Annotated in this window: 16 protein-coding genes; 3 read left to right on the forward strand and 13 right to left on the reverse strand. The window is 70.4% G+C overall.

Features of this window, described 5'->3' with window-relative positions:
- Positions 1-60 precede the first annotated feature (60 nt).
- A complete protein-coding gene (locus ENE75_RS20295; protein WP_128200165.1) occupies positions 61-1,557 on the forward strand; it encodes a glycoside hydrolase family 32 protein in 1,497 nt (498 codons plus the stop codon).
- 45 nt (positions 1,558-1,602) lie between these two features.
- Here ENE75_RS20295 and ENE75_RS20300 read toward each other — a convergent pair whose 3' ends face one another.
- The 11 genes from ENE75_RS20300 to ENE75_RS24925 form a co-directional block, all read right to left on the reverse strand.
- The gene (locus tag ENE75_RS20300) at positions 1,603-1,848 is read right to left on the reverse strand and encodes a hypothetical protein (RefSeq protein WP_128200166.1); all 246 of its coding nucleotides are present in this window, start codon (positions 1,846-1,848) and stop codon (positions 1,603-1,605) included.
- Positions 1,838-3,301, reverse strand: coding sequence for a sucrose phosphorylase (gtfA, locus tag ENE75_RS20305; protein WP_128200167.1), 1,464 nt, complete (start codon positions 3,299-3,301; stop codon positions 1,838-1,840). Before gtfA ends, ENE75_RS20300 begins: the two co-directional genes overlap by 11 nt.
- Positions 3,298-4,590: an MFS transporter gene (locus ENE75_RS20310; protein WP_128200168.1), complete on the reverse strand. Its 1,293-nt coding sequence runs from the start codon at positions 4,588-4,590 to the stop codon at positions 3,298-3,300. The genes gtfA and ENE75_RS20310 overlap by 4 nt, the downstream gene beginning before the upstream one ends.
- Before the next feature lie 171 nt (positions 4,591-4,761).
- Positions 4,762-6,045, reverse strand: coding sequence for a galactokinase (galK, locus tag ENE75_RS20315; RefSeq protein WP_128200169.1), 1,284 nt, complete (start codon positions 6,043-6,045; stop codon positions 4,762-4,764).
- Positions 6,042-7,115: a UDP-glucose--hexose-1-phosphate uridylyltransferase gene (locus ENE75_RS20320; RefSeq protein ID WP_128200170.1), complete on the reverse strand. Its 1,074-nt coding sequence runs from the start codon at positions 7,113-7,115 to the stop codon at positions 6,042-6,044. The genes galK and ENE75_RS20320 overlap by 4 nt, the downstream gene beginning before the upstream one ends.
- Before the next feature lie 19 nt (positions 7,116-7,134).
- Positions 7,135-9,336: an alpha-galactosidase gene (locus ENE75_RS20325; RefSeq protein ID WP_128200171.1), complete on the reverse strand. Its 2,202-nt coding sequence runs from the start codon at positions 9,334-9,336 to the stop codon at positions 7,135-7,137.
- Between the two features lie 49 nt (positions 9,337-9,385).
- Positions 9,386-10,534 (reverse strand): ABC transporter ATP-binding protein, encoded by a 1,149-nt coding sequence (locus tag ENE75_RS20330; protein ID WP_128200172.1) that lies wholly within the window; start codon positions 10,532-10,534, stop codon positions 9,386-9,388.
- A 24-nt stretch (positions 10,535-10,558) separates the two neighbouring features.
- Positions 10,559-11,890, reverse strand: coding sequence for an ABC transporter substrate-binding protein (locus ENE75_RS20335; protein WP_128200173.1), 1,332 nt, complete (start codon positions 11,888-11,890; stop codon positions 10,559-10,561).
- Positions 11,891-11,898: 8 nt separating this feature from the next.
- Positions 11,899-12,792: a carbohydrate ABC transporter permease gene (locus ENE75_RS20340; RefSeq protein ID WP_233259189.1), complete on the reverse strand. Its 894-nt coding sequence runs from the start codon at positions 12,790-12,792 to the stop codon at positions 11,899-11,901.
- 59 nt (positions 12,793-12,851) lie between these two features.
- Complete coding sequence (locus tag ENE75_RS20345) at positions 12,852-13,772, reverse strand: carbohydrate ABC transporter permease (protein ID WP_233259190.1); 921 nt, start codon at positions 13,770-13,772, stop codon at positions 12,852-12,854.
- A gap of 184 nt (positions 13,773-13,956) precedes the next feature.
- Positions 13,957-14,106 carry a hypothetical protein gene (locus ENE75_RS24925; RefSeq protein ID WP_158289027.1) on the reverse strand — a complete coding sequence of 50 codons (150 nt, stop codon included), beginning with the start codon at positions 14,104-14,106 and terminating at the stop codon, positions 13,957-13,959.
- Between the two features lie 4 nt (positions 14,107-14,110).
- Between ENE75_RS24925 and ENE75_RS20350 the strand changes: the two genes are divergently transcribed.
- Complete coding sequence (locus tag ENE75_RS20350) at positions 14,111-15,118, forward strand: LacI family DNA-binding transcriptional regulator (protein ID WP_158289034.1); 1,008 nt, start codon at positions 14,111-14,113, stop codon at positions 15,116-15,118.
- A 42-nt stretch (positions 15,119-15,160) separates the two neighbouring features.
- Here the strand turns inward: ENE75_RS20350 and ENE75_RS20355 are convergent, their stop codons facing one another.
- The gene (locus ENE75_RS20355) at positions 15,161-16,684 is read right to left on the reverse strand and encodes a tryptophan halogenase family protein (RefSeq protein ID WP_128200176.1); all 1,524 of its coding nucleotides are present in this window, start codon (positions 16,682-16,684) and stop codon (positions 15,161-15,163) included.
- A gap of 94 nt (positions 16,685-16,778) precedes the next feature.
- Positions 16,779-19,277, reverse strand: coding sequence for a TonB-dependent receptor (locus ENE75_RS20360; protein ID WP_158289028.1), 2,499 nt, complete (start codon positions 19,275-19,277; stop codon positions 16,779-16,781).
- Between the two features lie 338 nt (positions 19,278-19,615).
- On the opposite strand from ENE75_RS20360, the gene ENE75_RS20365 reads away from it, so the two are divergent.
- Positions 19,616-20,743, forward strand: a complete 1,128-nt coding sequence (locus tag ENE75_RS20365; RefSeq protein WP_310733644.1) for a LacI family DNA-binding transcriptional regulator — start codon at positions 19,616-19,618, stop codon at positions 20,741-20,743.
- Positions 20,744-20,756 lie beyond the last annotated feature (13 nt).

The raw sequence follows: 20,756 nt of genomic DNA on the forward strand, positions 1-20,756 counted from the left end.
CGTCGGCCGTCCGGCGGGGGCTTTCTCGTATCGGACTCGACGCGAACCCTGGCCACCGCGATGACCTTGCCTCACAGCCATCACACTCGCGAAGCGGAGGCGGACACCCAGCAGTTCCGCCCATCGTTCCATTTCACGCCCGCCGCGCACTGGATGAACGATCCCAACGGGATGGTGCACCACCGCGGCGTCTGGCACCTGTTCTTCCAGTACCACCCGCACAGCGCGGTCTGGGGTCCCATGCACTGGGGCCACGCCACCAGCAGCGACCTGATGCACTGGCAGGAGCAGCCCATCGCCTTGCAGCCCGATGCCCTGGGCATGATCTTCTCCGGCAGCGCCGTGGTCGACGTCGGCGACACCGCCGGCTTCGCGCGCGCTGCTGGCGTGCAGACCGTGCCGCTGGTGGCCGTGTTCACCCACCACGGCGAACGCCAGAACCCCGACGACGTCACCCACGAGAAGCAGAGCCTGGCCTGCAGCCTGGACGACGGCCTGACCTGGACGCCCTACGCCGGCAATCCGGTGCTGCGCAACCCGGGTGCGCTCGACTTCCGCGACCCCAAGGTGCGCTGGCTGCCGGACCGCGAGCGCTGGCTGATGGTGCTGGCCGTGGGCGACCACGTGGCCTTCTACACCTCGCCCGACCTCAAGGACTGGACGCACGAGAGCGACTTCGGCGCGGGCCAGGGCGCCCACGACGGCGTGTGGGAGTGTCCCGACCTGTTTCCGCTGCAGTGTGAGGGCCGGACACACTGGGTGCTGCTGGTCAGCCTGGTCGAAGGTGGTCCCAACGGCGGATCGGCCACGCAGTACTTCGTCGGCGACTTCGACGGCCATCGTTTCACGGCGCCGCCCGGACCGACACGCTGGCTGGACCATGGCCCGGACAACTATGCCGGCGTGACCTGGTCCAACGCCCCCGGCGGTCGCACGGTGTTCATGGGCTGGATGAGCAACTGGACCTACGCCCGGCAGGTGCCCACCTCGCCGTGGCGCAGCGCGATGACACTGCCGCGCGAACTGCAGCTTCGCCTTGTCGAGGGCCAGTGGCGGGTGGCGAGTCTGCCAGCGGCGGAGGTGCGGGCGGCCGAAGGCCCTGCGATGGCGATCGATCCGAGCCAGCCGCTCGACGCGGCGCTCACCGACGCGCTGCGCCTGACGGGTGGTCGCCTGGCGCTGCACCTGCATGCGCGGCAGGCAGACGGCTTCGTGCTGACGCTGGGCAATGAGGCAGGCGACCAGCTTCGGCTGGGCTTCGCCGCCGACGAGCAACGGTTCTTCATCGACCGGCGCCAGGCGGGACAGGTCGATTTTCAACCGGCCTTTGCCGACCGGCATGGCGTGCCCCGCGTCGCAACCCCCTCGGGCCTGGACCTGACGATCTACCTCGATGCCTGCTCGGTCGAACTGTTCGCCGATGGCGGGCTGTCTGTGTTGACCAGCCTGATCTTCCCACGCGCCCCTTGGGCGACGATGCGGTTCGAGGCGGGCGACGGCCTCGCGCTCGACCGGCTGACGGTGCACGCCATGCCGGCACCCGAGCGGCGCGCCTAAGCCACCGACTGACTTCCTGCGGCCGGTTCGGTTCGGCCGGGGTGGTCAGTCGGGAACCCCCAGCGCCCGGGCCAGCGCCCGCCGGCGATTGGCCCAGGCGCGGTTGCCCACCTGCGAACACACGGCCTTGACCACCGCGTCCAGGCCGGCACGGCGCATGGTGTCCAGCGAATCGAAACCGGCAGCCTCCAGGCGGTCGACCACCTTGGGCCCGATCTGCGGCAGGCGCAGCAGGCAGGCGCGATCGATGGCGTCGAAGCGAGGTTGGAACGCTCCAGGTTCAGCGGGCATGCTCGGCCTCCACGGTCTCTTCCACCACGGTGTGCACCCGCTGGCGCAGGTCCACGTCCAGACGCAGAGCGGTGACGTCGAGGCACCAGCGCATCGACAGCCGGCCGGCTGCCGTCGGCAACAGTTCGAAACGGCCGCCGAAGGCCGGGTGCGTGTTGCGCAGCCGGATCAGGTCGCACAACGCCCGCACCACCGGCCGCTGCAGTGCCTGCGTGATCTCGCCCGGCGTGTAGTGGTGGCGATTGATGTCGCGGCCGACGCCGCTGCGCGTCAGCAGGTCCATGTCGTTCTCGCCGGCCAGCAGGCCCACGTAGTAGACCTGCGGCACGCCGGGCAGGAAGAACTGGATCGCGCGCGCCGCCAGGTAGGCGCCGTCGTCGCGGCCCAGCGCGTCATAGAAGGTGCAGTTGACCTGGTAGAGGTCGAGGTTGGACGCCGCCGCTCCGGTGGCCAACCGGCTCTGGCCGCCGCTGGCGTCGTGTATGCGCTCCACCAGCGCGTCCAGTTGCTCCGGGGCCACCAGGCCGGGTGAACCTTCGCGGTCGGCCGCATCGGCACCGATGTCGATGATGCCGATGCCGTCATGGGTGTCGAGTACCGTCAGCGCATTGCTCGGCCGCAGGCCGATCCAGCGGGCCAGCGGGGCGCCGTCGCCGGCGTGCAACGCGTGCAGCACCAGCGGAGGCAACGCGAAGTCGTAGACCCAGTCCACCTGGCGTGCGATCTCGATCTGGCGCTGGTAGTAGGCGTGGATCTCCACCAGCACCTCGATGCCCAGCGCGCGTGCGCGGGCGGCGAAGTCGCCGATGAACGCGAAGGTCTCCGGCATCATGAAGCTGCTGGCGCCGGCCTTCTTGATGGCGTAACCCACGGCGTCCAGCCGCACCATGCGGATGCCGCTATCGGCCAGTGTCTGCAGGATGCCGTCGAGGTACGCGCGGCCCTGCGGGTGGTGCACCGCGATGTCGATCTGCTGCGGCGTGAAGGTCGTCCACAGCAGGCGCTTGCTGCCGTCGCCCAGCGTCACCGGCGCAAACGGCAGGCCGGGGCGGGGGCGGTAGATGGCCATCAGGTCCGCCTCTCGCGCGCCCTGCGGGAACACCGCGTCGTAGGTCAGGAACAGGCCGGCATAGGGCGACGCATCGCCCCGGGCCCGCCAGTCCTGGAACTGCGGCGAATCCGACGACATGTGGTTGACGATGACGTCGGCCATCACGTCCACGTCGGCACTCAGCCGGCGGATGGCCGACCAGTCGCCCAGGCGCGGGTCCACCAGGGTGTGGTCGATGGGGTCGAAACCGGCGTCGGCGCCGTCGATGGGGTGGAAGAACGGCAGCAGGTGCACCCCGCCGAACAGGCCCTTGAGCTCGCCGCCCAGCAGCGTGCGCAGGGCATCGAGGTCGCCGCCACCCAGGCGGTCGACATAGGTGATCAACTGGACCTGGTTCTTCATGATGGGGTTCGCACGCGCAGCACGGCCACGGCGGCCAGGGCCAGCAGCACGCCGGCGAGCCGGATCACGTTGTCGGGTTGGCCGCCGAGCAGGCTGTCGTAGATCAGCGGCAGCGTGAGCGCCTGGATGATCATCGGGATGACGATGAACATGTTGAAGATGCCCATGTAGACGCCGGCGCGCTCGGCCGGGATGCTGCCGGCCAGCAGCACGTAGGGGTTGCCCATGATGCTGGCCCACGCCAGGCCGACGCCGATCATGGGGATGAACAGCAGCCACTTGTCGCGGATACCCGGCAGCATCCACAGGCCCACCGCAGCCAGCGCCAGGCAGCTGGCGTGCATGGCCTTGGCACCGAAGCGGCGCGTGAACGGCACCATGGCAAACGCCGCGATGAAGGCCACGAAGTTGTAGAAGCCGCCGATCTGGCCGTTGAGCAGGCCGGCATCGCGGAAGCCGGTGGAGGTGGGGTCGCTGGTGTCGAACATCGTGCGCGCCAGCGCCGGCACGATGTAGATCCAGTAGCAGGTCATGCCGTACCACTGGAACAGCGCCATCCACCACAGGCGGCGCATGGTGATGGGCATGGTCTTCACCGCGTCCCAGATCTCCGCCAGGATGGCGCCGGCGCTGCGGCTCTGCGCATTCAGCGCGGCCCGCTCTTCGTCGGACATCGGCAGCTCGGGCACCTTCTTCACCGACCAGTAGACGGTGGTGAACGACAGCAGCGCGCCGATCATGAAGGCCGCGATGGTGACCTGGGGGATGTGGTTGTCGCCCACCGCGTCCTTGTTCATGCCCAGCCACACCAGCACGCTGGGCGCCAGGTAGGCCATGGTCTGCGCCAGGCCGGTGAAGGCGCTCTGCGTGAGGAAGCCCTGGGCGTGCTGATCGGGGTTGAGGCGGTCGCTCACGTAGGCGCGGTAAGGCTCCATCGTGATGTTGTTGGCCGCGTCCAGGATCCACAGCAGCGACGCGGCGAACCACAGCGCCGGGCTGAAGGGCATGGCGATCAGCCCCAGGCTGCAGAGGATGGCGCCGATCAGGAAGTACGGCGTGCGGCGGCCATGTTTGCTGCCGGTGCGGTCGGACAGCGCGCCGACGATGGGCTGCACGATGAGCCCGGTGACCGGCCCGGCCAGCCACAACAGCGGCAGGCTCTTGCCGTCCGCGCCCAGGTAGGCGTAGATGGGGCTCATGTTGGCCTGCTGCAGGCCAAAGCTGAACTGGATGCCGAAGAAGCCGACATTCATGTTCAGGATCTGCCAGAACGACAGGCGCGGTTTCATTTCGACATGCTCGTGGCCTCGGGGAGAGGGCCGAAGGTTAAGCGGCAATGCAATCGTTTGCATACTCGCTTTCACCTATTCAAGAGGCGTCGGTTTCCCCTCTCGGCAAACGATTGCCAAGATTCCGCATCAGGCCCGGCAGGTGCGCCAGACCGGGCGCGCCGGCTCAGATCACCCAGCCGGCACGCTCAGCCCCCCTGGCGCCCAGGCCGACGCACCGGCTGCCGCCTGGCAGACCCAGACGCTGCCGGTTTCGCCTTCCGGTGACCGGTACTGCCGCTGCACCGCGTCGCGCACCGCCGCCACGGCCGCGGCCGGCAACAGGGCCACGACGCAGCCGCCGAAGCCGCCGCCGGTCATGCGCGCCCCGCCCTGCCCCTGCGCATGGACGGCGATGGCCTGCCGCAGCACCGCCACCAGCTGGTCGATGGCCGGCACGGTGATCTCGAAGTCGTCGCGCATCGACTGGTGCGATTCGGCCATCCAGCGGCCCATGGCCCGCAGGTCGCCGACGGCCAGCGCCGCGGCGGCAGCCTGGGTGCGCGCGTTTTCCGTGACCACGTGGCGCGCGCGGCGCGCCACCAGCGGCGCCAGGCCCGCGGCACGACGTGGGTCCTCCAGCGTGGACAGGTCCAGATCGCGCAGCGCCGGCACGCCGAAGTGCGCCGCCGCCGCCTCGCACTGCTGGCGGCGCTCGTTGTAGGCGCTGTCCACCAGGCCGCGACGCACGCGGCTGTGCACGATCATCACCGCCACGTCGGGTGGCAGCGGCACCGGCTGCACCGCCAGACTGCGGCAGTCGATCAGCACCGCGTGGCCGGCGGCGCCGCGGGCCGAGACCAGCTGGTCCATGATGCCGCAGCGGCAGCCGACGAAACGGTTTTCCGCCAGCTGCGCCAGCTGCGCCACGCGCGTGGCATCCGGTGCAACCTGCGGCCCCAGGCCCTGCAGCGTCTTCATCGCCTGGCCGACGGCCACCTCCAGCGCGGCGGAAGACGACAGCCCCGCACCCTGCGGCACGTTGCCGGCGATCGCCATGTCGGCGCCGGCCAGTGGCACGCCGTCGGCACGCAGGGCCTGCAGCATGCCGCGCACGTAGTCGGTCCAGCCGCGGCCCGCGTGATGCGTGATCTCGGCGTCGAGGTCGATGATGTCCAGCGCCGGGGGAGCCGTAGCGCCGCCCGGCGATATGTCAGCCTGGTCGCCGGCCAAGTCGGCAGCCAGCACGCGCAGGGTGCGGTCGGCGCGAGGACGCAGCGCGATCAGCGTATGCCGGTCGATGGCACAGGGCAGCACGAAGCCGTCGTTGTAGTCGGTGTGCTCGCCGATCAGGTTGACGCGGCCCGGCGCCTGCACCCACAGGCTGGGCACACCGCCGAAGACGTGCACGAAGGCGTCCAGCGCGCGCCGCTGCAGCGCGGGGTCGACGAGGTCGGATGCAGTGGCGTTGGTCATGCAGTGGCGGAATGGCGGTAGTGCTGCGCCGGCACGGCGCGCAGCCGCGCGGCGGCCTGCTCGGGTGTCAGGTCGCGCTGGGCCTGGGCCAGCATCTCGAAGCCGACCATGAACTTGCGCACCGTGGCCGACCGCAGCAGCGGGGGGTAGAAGTGGGCGTGGAGCTGCCAGTGCGCCGTCGAGTCCGGCGGCTCCACCGGTCCCGAAGAGAACGGCGCGCCGTGCCAGCCCATCGAGTACGGGAAGGCGCACTGGAACAGGTTGTCGTAGCGCGCGGTGAGTTCGCGCAGCGCCGCGGCCAGGCTGTCGCGCTGGGTTGCCGTCAGCTGCGGCAGGCGCTGGACGGCAAAACGCGGCAGCAGCAGGGTCTCGAAGGGCCAGGTGGCCCACCAGGGCACGATGGCCAGCCAGTCGGCATTGGCCACCACCACGCGCTCACCGCTGGCCAGCTCGCGGTCGGCCAGATCCAGCAGCATGGACCGACCGTGTTGCGCCACGTAGGTGGCCTGCGACGCGTCCTCCGCGGCCGGCTCATCGGGCACATGGCCGCTGGCCCAGACCTGCCCATGCGGATGCGGGTTGCTGCAACCCATCATCTCGCCCTTGTTCTCGAACACCTGCACCCAGCGCCAGTGGCGGCCCAGGTCCTCGCACTGCGTGGCCCAGGTGTCGACGACGGCCCGCACTTCGGCCAGGCTCAGTTCCGGCAGCGTGCGCGCATGGTCGGGTGAGAAGCAGATGACGCGGCTGATGCCGCGCGCCGGCTGCAGGTCGTACAGCGGGTCGGGCGCCGCGTCGGCCGCTGGCGCAGGGGTGTCGGCGGTCAGCGCGGCGAAGTCGTTGTCGAAGACGTAGGGGCCGCGGTAATCCGGGTTCCGCTCGCCATTGACCCGCAGATTGCCGGCGCAGAGGTAGCAGGCCGGGTCATGGGTGAGGCGCGGGCTGTCGGGCGCCGCTTCCTGCGCGCCCTGCCAGGGCCGCTTGGCACGGTGGGGCGACACCAGCACCCAGCGGCCGGTGAGCGGGTTGCGCCGGCGGTGCGGGTGTTCGGTGGGGTCGAAGGTGGTCATGCGGCGCGCTCCTGCCCCATCAAGCCGCGGCGGCGCCAGGCTGGCGGTGCACACGCCGCAGATGCAGCATCCAGGCGCTTTCGGCCTGCATGCGCGGTGCCGGCAGGCCAGCGGCGACCAGCCAGCCGCCGGCCATGCGCACGCCGTCGCCGGTGCGCAGCGCCTCGTGCAGCGGGTCGGTGGCCCAGAGCTCGTGCGTGCGCTCTTCGCCGGGTGGCGAGACCTGCACCACCTGGTAGTCGGCATTGCGCGCCAGCATGGGCAGCGGCAGGGTCGGCGCCGCGCGCCGCGTGCTGGGCTGCAGGCGGTAGACCAGCAGCAGCAGTTCGTCGGCGGCCGCGTCGCCATGCGCCTGCCAGACCACACCGTCGCCCGCATCGCCGCGCCACACGCGGCCCTGGTGCAGGCGATGTCGCCATTGTTTGTAGAGCGAAATCCAGCCGGCCAGCGTTTGCCGCGCGGCATCGTCGAGCTGGCGCACGTCCAGTTCCACGCCCAGGTGGCCGGGCAGCGCCACGGCCGCGCGGAAGGCCATCGACTGGCTGCGGCCGGTGGTGTGTGCCGGTGCCGTGCCCACGTGGGCGCCCATGATCTCGGGCGGGAAGAACTGCAGGAAACCGCGCTGGATGTCGACCCGCGACAGCGCGTCGATGCAGTCGCTGGTCCAGACCCGGTGCGTGTGGCGCAGTACACCGAAGTCGATGCGGCCGCCGCCGCCGGAGCAGCTCTCGATCTCCACCTCGGGGTGGGCCTGGCGCACACGGTCCATGAGCGCCCACGCGGCCAGGGCCTGCGCGCGGTAGACCGGCTGGCCGTCGCGCCCGGCGGCGATGAGGTCGCGGTTGTGGTCCCACTTGATGTAGTCCACGCGCACGCTGCGCAGCACGGCATCGATCTTCTCGAACAGGTAGTCCGACACCTCGGGCCGGGCGATGTCCAGCACCAGCTGGTTGCGCGCCGTCACGCGCGGCAGGCCATCCACGTGCAGCGCCCAGTCGGGGTGGGCGCGGTAGAGATCGCTGTCGGGGTTGACCATCTCCGGCTCGAACCAGAGGCCGAAGCCCATGCCCAGGCCGTGCACATGGTCCACCAGCGACGCCAGGCCCTGCGGGTACTTGCCGGCGTCGGGCCACCAGTCGCCTAAGGCGGCGCGATCGTGGTGGCGGCCGTGGAACCAGCCGTCGTCCAGCACGTAACGCTCCACACCCACGGCCGCAGCGGCATCGGCCAGGGCCTTGAGGTCGTCCAGCTTGTGGTCGAAGTACAGTGCTTCCCAGGTGTTGAGGTGCACCGGGCGTGGCCGCATGGCGCCACCGGGCCAGGTCATGCGCCCACGCAGCGTGGTGTGGAAGCGCGCCGACAGGCCGTCCAGCCCGTCGTCGGCACAGGCCGCCAGCAGCTCCGGCGTCTGCAGCACCGCGCCCGGGGCCAGCCGGCCTTCGCCCGGCGCCAGCCATTCGCCCAGCTGCCATTGGTAGAGGCCGTCGTGCAGCCACTCGATGCTCTGCTGGTGGTTGCCCGACCAGGCCAGGTGCGCACCGTAGGCCACGCCGTGCTGGTGGTCGGTGCCGGGCAGGGTGACGACGGCCGACGGGTGGCAGTCGTGGCTGGTGCGCCCGCGCCGGCTCTCGCGCCGCCACAGGCTGCGGCCGAGCAGGTCGCGCTGGGCCAGGAACTCCTGCAGGTGCTGGCCGGCGTAGCTGTGCACCGCCTCGGCCTGCGGTGGCAGCAGCAGCGTGCCCGCGGCCAGCCACTGCACATCGAGCACGTCGGTGCCCAGGTTGTGCAGCGCGCTGCGCACGCTCAGCACATCGGTGGCCGCGTCCAGGTCCAGCGTGATGGCCAGCCGCAGCTGGGCGACGGGGTCGTGCAGGTCTAGGCGCAGCGCCTGGGTCGGGCGCAGCCAATGTGCCTCGCAGGTCGCCCAGCGCTGGGCGAAGTGCCGGCCGTCACGGTGGGCCAGCAGCGCACTCTGGCCGAACCAGCCGCTGCCGAAACTGGGCGCGACGGTGAAGGGGAAGTCCTGGTCGGGCGCGAACGAGGACACCGGCCGCGTCTGGCGCAGCGGTGTGGCCGGCAGGGCAGCGTCGGCCAGGCGCGGGCCCCAGTAGCGCCACAGCGGGGCCTCGTCGCCATGGTGCTCCAGGACCAGGCTGCTGCGGCGGCTGTGCAGCACCAGCCAGGGGCTCGACGGGGTGGAGGGTGAGGATGGGTCTTGCATGGCGTTGGATGTCTTGGAGCGGGCAGCAGGGTCTGCGCGTCAGGCGAGGTCAGGCCGCTTCAGGCAGTTGCAGGTCGTCGTCGGACACGCTGCGGGGCAGCGCCAGGCCCTGCTCGTCGAAGAGGTGCAGCGCGTTCGGCGGCAGGCCAAAGGCCAGGCGCTGGCCCGGGCGGCCCCAGCTGTTGCCCGGGGCGCGCACGGTCCAGGGCGCGGCGCCATCGCCGCTGTCGAGATACAGGCAGGTGCTGTCGCCCAACCGCTCCTGCCACAGCAGCGGGCGCACGAGGTGCTGTACCGCGGTGCCCAGCAGCGCGTGTTCCGGGCGCAGGCCCAACGTCACGGGGGCGCCGGGCGCCAGCCGCCGGGCGTCCACCGCGGCCTGCAGCTGGGTGCCCTCCGGCAGCGCCAGCGTGGCCAACGCCGGCTGTGCATCCACCAGCGTGGCGGCCAGGAAGTTCATCTTCGGGCTGCCGATGAAGCCGGCCACGAAGCGCGTGCGCGGCCGCTGGTAGAGCTCCAGCGGGGTGCCGACCTGGGCCACGCTGCCCTCGGTGGCCACCGCCGGGCCGGCGTTGAGCAGCAGGATGCGGTCGGCCATGGTCATGGCCTCGACCTGGTCGTGGGTGACATAGACCATTGCTGCGCGCCCGTGGGCGCGGTGCAGGCGGGCGATCTCCATGCGCGTCTGCACGCGCAGCGCGGCGTCGAGGTTGGACAGCGGCTCGTCGAACAGGAACACGCCGGGGTCGCGCACGATGGCGCGGCCGATGGCCACACGCTGGCGCTGGCCGCCGGAGAGCTGGCGCGGCTTGCGGTCGAGCAGTGCGTCCAGCTGCAGCAGGCGCGCCGCCTCGCCCACGCGGCGCTCGATCTCGTCGCGCGGCCGGCGCGCCAGTTCCAGCCCGAAAGCCATGTTCTGGCGCACCGTGAGGTGCGGGAACAGCGCATAGCTCTGGAACACCATGGCCACGCCGCGCTGCGCAGGCGGCACCTCGTTGACGCGCCGGCCGCCGATGCGCAGTTCGCCGTCGGTGATGTCCTCCAGCCCGGCGATCATGCGCAGCAGCGTGCTCTTGCCGCAGCCCGACGGGCCGATGAAGACGCAGAACTCGCCGTCGGCCACGTGCAGGTCGACATCGCGGATCACCGAGACGGCGCCGTAGGACTTCTGAATGCCCTGCAGTTGGAGGTCGGCCATGGTCTGGAGGATTCCGATGGAGGTTCAGCGGCGGGGCAGCAGCACCGCGTCCACGCGCTGCTGGGCCGCTTTCAACGCTGGGGCGGCCGGCTGCTGGCCGAGCAGCACCGACTCGATCTGGCGCTTGACGATGACGTCGACGCGGGCGTTGTGCTCCGCCACCGGCATCAGGAAGGTGTCGGCCGCGGCCATGTCCAGGAAGGCCTGCGCATCGACGCCGCGCTGGCGGTGCTGCGCCACCACCTGGGCGGCCAGGCCGTCGCGGGCGGGGAACACCACGCCATCCTTCGCCACCCGCTGCTGGCAGGCCGCCGACGCCAGATGCCGCATCCAGCGCCAGGCCTGCGGCTTGACGCGGGAGCCCACCCACATCGAATCGCCCAGGCCGTTGAGCATGCTGGCGCGCCGGCCGTCCGGGCCCTTGGGCAGCGGCACCCAGGCGGTCTCGAAGCGGGCCGCACCGGCGTAGTAGCCGATCATCCAGGAGCCGTCGGGCACGATGGCGGCCTTGCCGGCCACGAACAGCGCGCCGGCACCCAGGCTGCGCACCAGGGCGTCGGGCGCCGACAGGCCGCGCGGCGCCAGCGTGGCCAGCCAGTCCAGCGTGGCCGCCAGGCGGGGGTCGTCGTAGTGCAACGGCAGTTGCCACGGCGCGCCCTGCACGCGGTGGCCCAGGCTGGCGGCGAAATGGCTCCACTCGGTCTGGCCCGTCATGCCGCCGGCGCCCGGGTTCTGGTAGCCCCACATGGCCACTCGTCTCGGGTCGAAGCCGGCTTCCGCCGCGCTGCGGCCCGCCGTGTCGCGGGTGAGGCGGCGCACGATGCGCCCGAAGCTGCCACCATCGCGCGGGTTCCAGTCCATCTGCCGCAGTTCGTCGAGGCTGACGCCGGCGGCGCGGGCATGGTCCAGGTTGACGATCATGGCCACCGTGTCCCAGTCCTTGGGCAGTCCGTACTGCTGCGCACCGCGGCGCCAGGCCTGCACCAACGGCGGTGGGAAGGCGCCCAGGTCCAGCGCGTCGCGGGCGATCAGCGGCGACAGGTCTTCCAGCAGGCCGTTGGCGGCGAACTCCGGGTACTTGCTGAGGTGGTTGACGAACACGTCGGGCGCCGAGCCGGCGATGAAGCCCAGCGTCATCGCGGTCCAGTAGTCGCCCCAGCCGGCCTGGCCGATGCGGATGCGCACGTCCGGGTTCTGGCGTTCGAAGTCGGCTGCGCAGGCGCGGTAGGCCGGCAACTGCGACGCATCCCACATCATGTACCGCACGGTCACCGGTTCGACGGCCATCGCCGGCGACGCCGCCACGATGGCAAACGCAGAGACCAGTAGCGTGACGATGCGGCGGACGACGCTCATGGCTCGACTCACTTGCCGCCGCTGTGCTGCACCGACTCCACCACCCGGCGCCCCAGCGTCAGCAGCAGGATCAGCGTGGGCAGCAGGGCCACGGTGGTGGCAGCCATGAGACCCGTCCAGTCGGGCTGGCCCTGCGGCGTCTGCGACTTGAAGGTCTGCAGCGCCACCGGCAGCACCTGCAGCGCCTCGTCGCGGCCGGCCAGCCAGGGCCAGAAGAATTCGTTCCAGGCGTTGATGCCCACCAGCAGCGCCAGCGTGGCCAGTGGCGTTACCGACAACGGCAGCGCCACACGCCAGAAGATGCTCAGGTGGCTGGCGCCTTCGAGCATCGCGGCCTCCTCCAGGTCGCGCGGCAGGCCGAGGAAGAACTGGCGCAGGAAGAACACCGAAAAGCCCTGCATCAGGCAAAAGGGCGCCACCATGCCAGCCCAGGTGTTGAGCCAGCCCAGTTCACGCATGAGCACGAAGTTGGGGATCAGCGTGACGACGCCGGGCACCATCATCGAGCCGACGAAGGCCGCGAAGATGGGCGTCCGCCCCGGGAAGCGCAAGCGCGCAAAGGCATAGGCCGCCATCGCGGAACTGCTGACCTGCATCACCACGACCACGGTGGTGAAGATCAGCGAATTCAGCAGCGCGCGACCGAAGTTGATGTCGGCCCCGGCACCGCCCAGGGCCAGGCTCTGCTCCGGCGTCAGCAGGCCCAGCACCCGGCGGAAGTTGTCCAGCGTGGGCGCCTGCGGCCACCAGCGTGCCGATTCCTCGAATAGTGTCGCATTGGACGACAGCGCCGTCTTCAGCACCACGCCCAACGGCAGCACGGTGATGGCCAGCACCGCCAGCAGCGCGGACCAGGCCAGCCAGCGACCCCAGGGCCAAGGGCGTGCGGAACGGGTGCGCACTGGACGACCTTCGCCCTTGAAGGGCTCCGGTGTGCGCGCTTGGGAGCGGCCCGACGCGCTCATGCCATGTCGCTTTCATCGGCACGCATCAGCCGCATCTGCACCACGGTGTAGAGCACCATCACGGCCATCAGCGCCATGGCCATCGCCGAGGCATACCCCATGCGATAGAAACCGAAGGCGTTCTGCACTATGTAGTGCACGATGACGCCGGTCGCGTCGGCCGGGCCGCCATTGGTGGTGACGGCGATGGTGTCGAAAATCTGGAACGAGCCGGTCACGCTGGTGACCAGCACGAACACCATCACCGGCCGCAGCAGGGGCAGGGTGACACGGCGGAACATCTGCCATTCGCTGGCGCCTTCCAGCGCCGCGGCCTCATAGAGCGAACGCGGGATGCCTTGCAGCCCGGCCAGGAACAGCAGGGCCACCAGGCCCATGTGACGCCAGACGTTGACGCCGGCGACGGTGGCCAGGGCCTGGCCGGCGTCGCCGAAGAAGCCCTGCCGGCCCAGCCCGGCAGCGTCCAGCGCGTGGTTCACCATGCCCAGCACCGGGTCCAGCATCCACAGCCACACCATGGCGACCAGCACGTTGGACAGCAGGTAGGGCAGCAGCACCGTGGCCTTGACGAACAGCGACTGCGTGAGCCGGTGCATGGCCACGGCCAGCCCCAGGCCGAGCACGGTCTGCATCGGGATGTTGATCAGCGCATACAGGCCCGACAGGCCCATGCCGTGCCAGAAGCGGTCGTCGGCCAGCATCTCGGCATAGTTGTCCAGGCCCACGAACTGCGACGGGCGCAGCAGGTTCCAGTCGGTGAGGCTGATGGCCGCGGCACGCAGCGTGGGCAAAGCGTGGAACAGCACGAAGCCCAGCATGGCCGGCGCCACCAGCAACCAGGCCGTCAGCGTCTCGGCACGGCGCAACGGGCCGAGCGCCCCGCCTTGCGGGCGGGGGCCGGTTCCGGGAGCCTGCACGGCAGGCGGGCGCGCTTGGGGCGACACGGTGGAGGGCAGGCAGCGGTTCGGAAGGTGGGGCTCGGGGCGGGCCTGTCTTGCAGGGTGGCCAAACAGCGCTAGGGCTTCAGGGCTTCAGGGCTTCAGGGCTTCAGGGCTCTAGACTTGCACGCCAGCATCGCTACGATACGCGCACTAACGCGCGTTAGTTGCCGTAGAAACCCGCACTCATGCCCAGCCGAAAGCGCACCACGTCGGTCGTCGTGACACCCGTCTCTGCATTGGCGTCGCCCGAGGTGCCCCGCGTGCCGCCCACCAGCGCCGCCGTGGCCCGGGCGGCCGGCGTATCACGCACGACGGTGTCCTTCGTGCTCAACGGCGTCACCGACCGCGGCATCAGCGACGCCACGCGCGAACGGGTGCTGCAGGCGGCGCAGGCGCTGGGCTACGAGCCCAACGCCGCGGCCAGCACCCTGGTCAGCGGGCGCACCGGCACCGTCGCCCTGGTGCTGCCCAGCGTGCAGCACCTGCATGTCGATGCCTTTCTGGCGCAGCTGCTGGCGTCGGTGGCCGAACAGTGCCGCCGCCACGGGCTGACCCTGCTGATCGAGGCCACCGATGGCGAGGGGCAGCAGGCCGACCGCTTCGTGCGCCTGGTGCGCGGGCGCCGCATCGACGGCCTGATCGTCGCCCACCCGCGCGACGCGGAACGCGAGCACCTGCTGCGCCTGCAGGATTCCGGCGTGCCGCTGGTGGTGCTTGGCGGCGGCTGGGCCGAGACCCACCCCGGGCAGGTGCTGGGCGACGACACCCGCGACGGCGCGCGACGGTTGACGGCGCATCTGATGGCCCTGGGCCACCGGCGCATCGGCTTCGTGAACTACGCGTCCAGCGAATTCCGCAATGCCGCGGCACGCGAGCAGGGCTGGCGGGATGCCTTGCTGGCCCACGACGTCGCGCCCGAGCCCGCCTGGTCCGTTCACGCCAACCTCAGCGCCGACAGCGGCTGGCAGGCCACCCGCGCGCTGCTGGCCCGCCAGTCTGGATCGACGGGGCCAACGGCGATCTTCGCCGGCAACGACACCATCGCCTTCGGTGCGCTGCGCGCCTTGCGCGAGGCCGGCCTGCGCGTGCCGCAGGACGTGGCCCTGGTGGGCTACGACGACATCCCGCTGGCCGCCTTCGCCGACCCGCCACTGACCACCGTGCGCTCCGACCCTGCCGGCCAGGGCGCCGAGGCGGTGGCCCGTCTGCGCCGGCAGCTGGATGGCGGCCCAGCGCCCGGTGCGCCGAAAGGCCCGGCGGCTGCGACGGCCCTGCCCGCCACCCTCGTCGTGCGGGCGTCCTGCGGCGGCCAGCCCGGATGAGCGTGAAAGAGGCCATCCCGCGTGGCCACCCAGGCCCGCTCTTTACACCGGCCCTGGCGCCGCCGCAGCACCGATGCGCTGCAGGAACGCGCGGTGGCCCGGCTGGGCCTGCGCCGTGCCATGCATGGCCTCGTGCTGCCGGCGCAGCATGGCCATCCCGTCGACGCCGCGCAGCGGCAGCAGGCCGTCCACCCGCTCGGGCCGGTTGAACTGGCCCACCTGCACGGCCAGCCAGCTGGCCGGGCCGAAGAGCTCCGGCCCGGGGCTCACCAGCCGCCCACGCGCGCGGAACTGGTCGATGCGGTACTGCAGGCTGTCGGGCACCGGCATCGCGGCGCAATGGCGCCACAGCGGCGTGTCGTCGCGCTCGGTGAGCTTGTAGTGCAGGATCAGGAAGTCGCGGATGCGCTCGAACTCCTCGATGCCCAGGCGGTTGTACTCGGCCACCGTCCACGGGTCCATGTCGCGGTCCGGGAACAAGGCCAGCAGCCGCGACAGCGCCGACTGCACGAGGTGCAGGCTGGTCGATTCCAGCGGCTCCATGAAGCCGCTGGCCAGGCCGATGGCCACCACGTTGCGCTGCCAGAACTGCCTGCGCCGGCCGGTGACGAAGCGCAGCGGCCGCGGGTCGGCCAGCGCGGCGCCGTCCAGCCGAGACAGCAGGAGTTCGGCCGCCCGGGTGTCGTCGAGGTGTTCGCTGCAATAGACGTAGCCGTTGCCGGTGCGGTGCTGCAGCGGGATGCGCCACTGCCAGCCGGCCTCCTGCGCCGTCGAACGCGTGTAGGGCGTGAAGTCGGCCGACGACGCGCAGGGCACGGCCATCGCACGGTCGCAGGGCAGCCAGTGGCGCCAGTCCTCGTAGCCGGTGTGCAGCGCTTCCTCGATCAGCAGGCCACGGAAGCCGGAACAGTCGAGGAACAGGTCGCCGGCGACCTCGCGCCCGTCGTCCAGCCGCACATGCTCGACGAAGCCGTCGCCGGCCCGCAGCGCCACGTGCACGATGCGCCCCTCCAGCCGCTGCACGCCGCGGGCCTCGCAGACCTCGCGCAGGTAGCGGGCATAGAGGCCGGCGTCGAAGTGGTAGGCGTAGTCGAAGCTCGACAGCACGTTGCGCGGATCGGCCACCGGGCGCGTGACGCGCTGGCGCTGTGCCAGCGCCCAGGCCATCGACCATTCATGCAGTGGCGGCAGGCCGGGCACGCCGGCCGCCTGCGCCGCCAGCCACCACTGGTGCAGCGGCACCATGTCGAAGCCCAGGCCGTGCGGGCCGAACGGGTGAAAGTAGCGGTGCCCCTGGCGGCCCCAGCCGACGAATTCGATGCCCAGCTTGATGCTGCCTTGGGTGCGGCGCAGGAACTCGGCTTCGTCCAGCCCGATGAGCTGGTTGAACAGGCGGATCGGCGGGATGGTGGCTTCGCCCACGCCCACGGTGCCGATCTGCTCGGACTCGATGAGCATGATCTCGCAGGCGGCACCGACGGCGCGGGTGAGGGCGGCCGCGCTCATCCAGCCGGCGGAACCGCCACCGACCACGACGATGCGGCGCAGGCGTCGATCTGAATCCATCGAAGGATGATGCCCCAATGAAGACGGGCCGGCAGGCACGGCAGCGCCTGTCGGCCCGGTGAAGGGAGCGCCGTTCACGCGGCCACGGCCATGCTCAGAAGTTGTAGCGCAGCGTCATGCTGGCCGAACGGCCGGTCTCCGGACGCAGCTCGACGATGCGCTGACCGTTGAGCGTGTTCGGCCCGCCCACGCCGCCAGACGAGGCGATCTTGTTGAACAGGTTGCTCACGTTCAGCCCCAGCGTCAGTTCGTCGCTGATCTGCCAGTTGGCGAAGGCGTTGACGATGGACCGGCCCGCCACCTGCGCGGTGTTGAAGTCGTTGTTCCACACCGAGGTCTGGCCCCAGATCGTGGCGCCGACCGTCACGGGCCCGATGATGTAGCGGGGCGACAGGGCGAAGATCCACTTCGGCTGCCCGCCCGGCGTCTTGCCGACCGTGCTGTTGCCGGTGGCATCGCCCACCAGGTCCAGCGACACCTTCTGGTCGGTGTAGACGGCGTTGGCGTTGATGTAGAAGTCGCCGAAGCCGACCGCGGTCTCCAGTTCCAGCCCGTCGGCCTTGAAGCCCTTGACATTGAGCTTGGGGCCGACCACACGGGTCTGGTCGTAGTCGTATTCCTCGGTCGTGGTGTGGAACAGGGTCGCGAAGACGCTGTAGTTGGCGCCGCCGGCCTTGCCGCGCAGTTTGATGCCGGCCTCCTTCTGCTCGACCGAGGCCACGGCGTACTGCTCCAGGCCCGCCGTCAGGTTGCCCGTGACGGGGTCGACGAAGGGCGAGTACAGCAACCGGTCGGCAATCGCCCGCCCGCCCTTGCTGATGCGCGCGAACACGCTCAGGTCGCGGTTGAAGCGGTAGTTCACGCCCAGCGAATGCGAGGTGTAGCTGGTCTCGTAGTTGATCGGGCTGCGGTTGATGCTGTCGACCAGTACCACGTTGCGCTCGGCACCGGTGATGCTGCCGTCACCGTTGACATCCAGGCCGCCGGCCACCGCGCTGCCGCCGGCATAGCTGCCGCGGGCGCGGAAGTTGTCGCGGCGCAGCGCGCCGTCGAAGTCCCAGTTGCCGGCCTCGAGGTTCAGCGCCAGGTACGGGGCGGTGTTCGAGTAGTGGGCGTCGACATCGCGTGCGCAGCAACCGCCCCACTGGTTGTTGTAGCCCGTCAGGCCAGCGGTGGTGAGCGCGGCGCCACCGGCATCGAGCACGTCGATCACGGCACCGTTGACGCCGACTTCCATGATGCGTTCGCTGATCTGCCACTGCTGCACGATGTCCTGCTTGGACATGTAGAGGCCAGCCTTGGCGTTGAGCTTGTTGCCCGCCAGGTCGAAGTTGCGGCTGATGTTCAGGTCGTTGGCGAAGTGGCCCATGTCGGGCGACTGCTGGTTGATCGCCGCGCCCTGCGAGACCAGGCCGGTCTGCAGGTTGGCCGTGGTGACCGCCTGGCCGGCCATCGGGCCGTTGAAGTACACCGCCGAGGCACCGCCCAGGTTGCCCAGCATGCCGTCCAGCGAGTTGGCGCTCCAGAACTGGGTCTGGAACGAACTGGAATGCTTGCTGATGCGAAACTTGTCCTCGATCGTGAAGCCTCCCACCTCGTTCTTGAACTCCAGGCCGAAGGCCTGCGTCTTCACGGTGATGCCGTTGGAGATGTTGGCCACTCCCTGCCCACCGGTGAACAGGTCGGCGGTGGGCATGGTCTGGTTGTAGACCGACAGCTGCGATTCGGTGCGGATGTCGAAGTTCGGCAGCGCGCTCATGCTCGAGACCGAGCCGCCGCTGCCGCCGGCGATGGCCGGCATGCTGGTGTAGGTGGGCGCGTTCTCGTCCAGCAGCTTGAAGTAGCCACGCACGTAACCCTTGCCGCCGTTGAAGGTCTTGGTGATGTTGCCCTTGAGCTGGTAGCCGTGCAGGGCGCCGGTGTCGGCCTTGCGCGGGCCTTCGCCGTCGCGGAAGTAGCCACCGATGTGGAAGCGCAGGTCCGGCGCGAGCTTGCCGCCGTAGCTGGCGTCCACACGCGTCTCGTTGTAGTTCAGGCCGCGCGTCAGGGCGAAGCTGCCGCCCTCCTCCTCGCCGGTCTTGCTGATGTAGTTGATGACGGCACCGGGCGCCTGCGACGCGAAGGTGGCGGCCGAGCCGCCGCGCAGTGTCTGGATGCTCTCGACCGAGCTGTCGAAGCGGATGAAGTAGTCGTTGTTGCCGAAGTTCATGTCGCCGAACTCGACGACCGGCAGACCGTCTTCCTGGAACTGCAGGAACTTGGCGCCGCCAGAGGCGATCGGCAGGCCGCGCACGGCGATGTTGGAGTTGCCACCCGGGCCGGCAGAGCTCTCCGCGCGGATGCCCGGGATCAGCTTGAGCACCTCGGCCTCGCTGCGGGCACCCAGGTCCTGCACCTGGTCGCCGCCGATGTCGGTGACCGACACCGACGAGCGCATCTTGGACTTCGCGACGCTGGTGGCCGTGATGACGATGCGCTCGAGGTTCAGGCCATCGGCCTTCGCCGCTTCTTCCGCGGCCTTGGCGTCCTCGGCCTTCTTGTCCTGGCCGAAGGCCGGCGCGCTCAGCAGCGCCACCGCGGACGAAGCCGCCATGAGTGCAGCCAGCCGGGTCAGGCGAGGCGCACGGGCGGGGTGAACAAACGTTTTCTTCATGGTGTCTCCTCGCAGAGGCTCAGTGGAAATCGGGACGACGACCTGGCATCGAATGCCAGACCCGCGAAAGGCAAGAGTGCTCGTTCGACACGCCAGGTTCAGGCACTGCGGAGTGATCCCTGCCACCTTGCCGGGCGTCGGGATGGCAATGTACGGATCCTTTGCAAACGATTGCACTAGCGTTTCACCCTAGTGCACCCCGAGTTGGTGCGCCGGCGCCACAAGCACCGCCGGACGCGGGCTGACGATCGCCAGGCAACGATGGAACAATGGTCCGCGTGAATCGACGCGCGCCCCCCGGCCCCGCCGCCCGGCCCGACGCCGGGGCGGACGCCCCGGACCCCGGACCAACGACACCCCGCGAGACCGCCGCGGCGCGCGCGCCGGCGGCAAACGCCCTGCCGCGTCCGCAGATGGCCGACGTGGCGCGTCTGGCCGGTGTCTCGGTGTCGACGGTCTCGCGCGCGCTGTCCGGCAGCGAACTGGTCAGCCTGGAAACGCGGGACCGCATCCAGACCCTGGCGCGTTCGCTGAACTACACGATCAACGTGGGCGCGCAGAACCTGCGCCTGCGTCAGAACCGCACGCTGGCCCTGGTGGTGCCGCTGGACACGGCGACCCGCCAGCACCTGACCGATCCATTCTTTCTGGCACTCATCGGTGCCATCGCGGACACCCTGACCGAGCGCGGCTACGACGTGCTGCTGTCCCGTGTGGACGCCGACCGACTGGACCACGCGGCATCGCTGGTGGACACCGGGCGGGCCGCCGGCGTGCTGCTGATCGGCCAGTGGCAGCACCACGACCAGCTGAACGCACTGGCGCTGCGTGGGGTGCCCCTGGTGGTGTGGGGCACGCAGATCGCGGGCCAGCACTACTGCACGGTGGGCAGCGACAACGTGGCCGGTGGTCGCCTGGCCACGCGGCACCTGCTGGACCAGGGCTGCCGGCGCGTGCTGTTCCTGGGCGACCCGGCGATGCCCGAGGTGGCCGCTCGGCGGGAGGGTTATCTGCAGGCCCTGGCGGCGCAGGAATTGCCGGCGTCACCCTCGCTGCAGCTGGCGGTGCCGTTCGCCGCCGACCTGGCACGCCCCTTGATCGAAGCCCGCCTGGCCAAGGGCATCGACTTCGACGGCGTGTTCGCCTGCTCCGACCTGATGGCGATGACCACCCTGCATGCCCTGGCCGCGGTCGGACGCCAGGTGCCGGATGACGTCCCGCTGGTGGGCTACGACGACGTGGAACTGGCGCGCCTGATCCACCCGCCGTTGACCACGGTGCGCCAGTCGCTGGACCAGGCTGGTGGCGCGATGGTGGACGCGCTGTTGCGCCTCATCGACGGCGAACGCGTGGCCCCGGTGCAGCTGCCCACGGCGCTGGTGGTGCGGGGAACGTCGCGAACCTGAGTGCGGCCGCCAG

It is taken from the genome of Rubrivivax albus (assembly GCF_004016515.1).
Lineage (GTDB): Bacteria > Pseudomonadota > Gammaproteobacteria > Burkholderiales > Burkholderiaceae_C > Rubrivivax > Rubrivivax albus.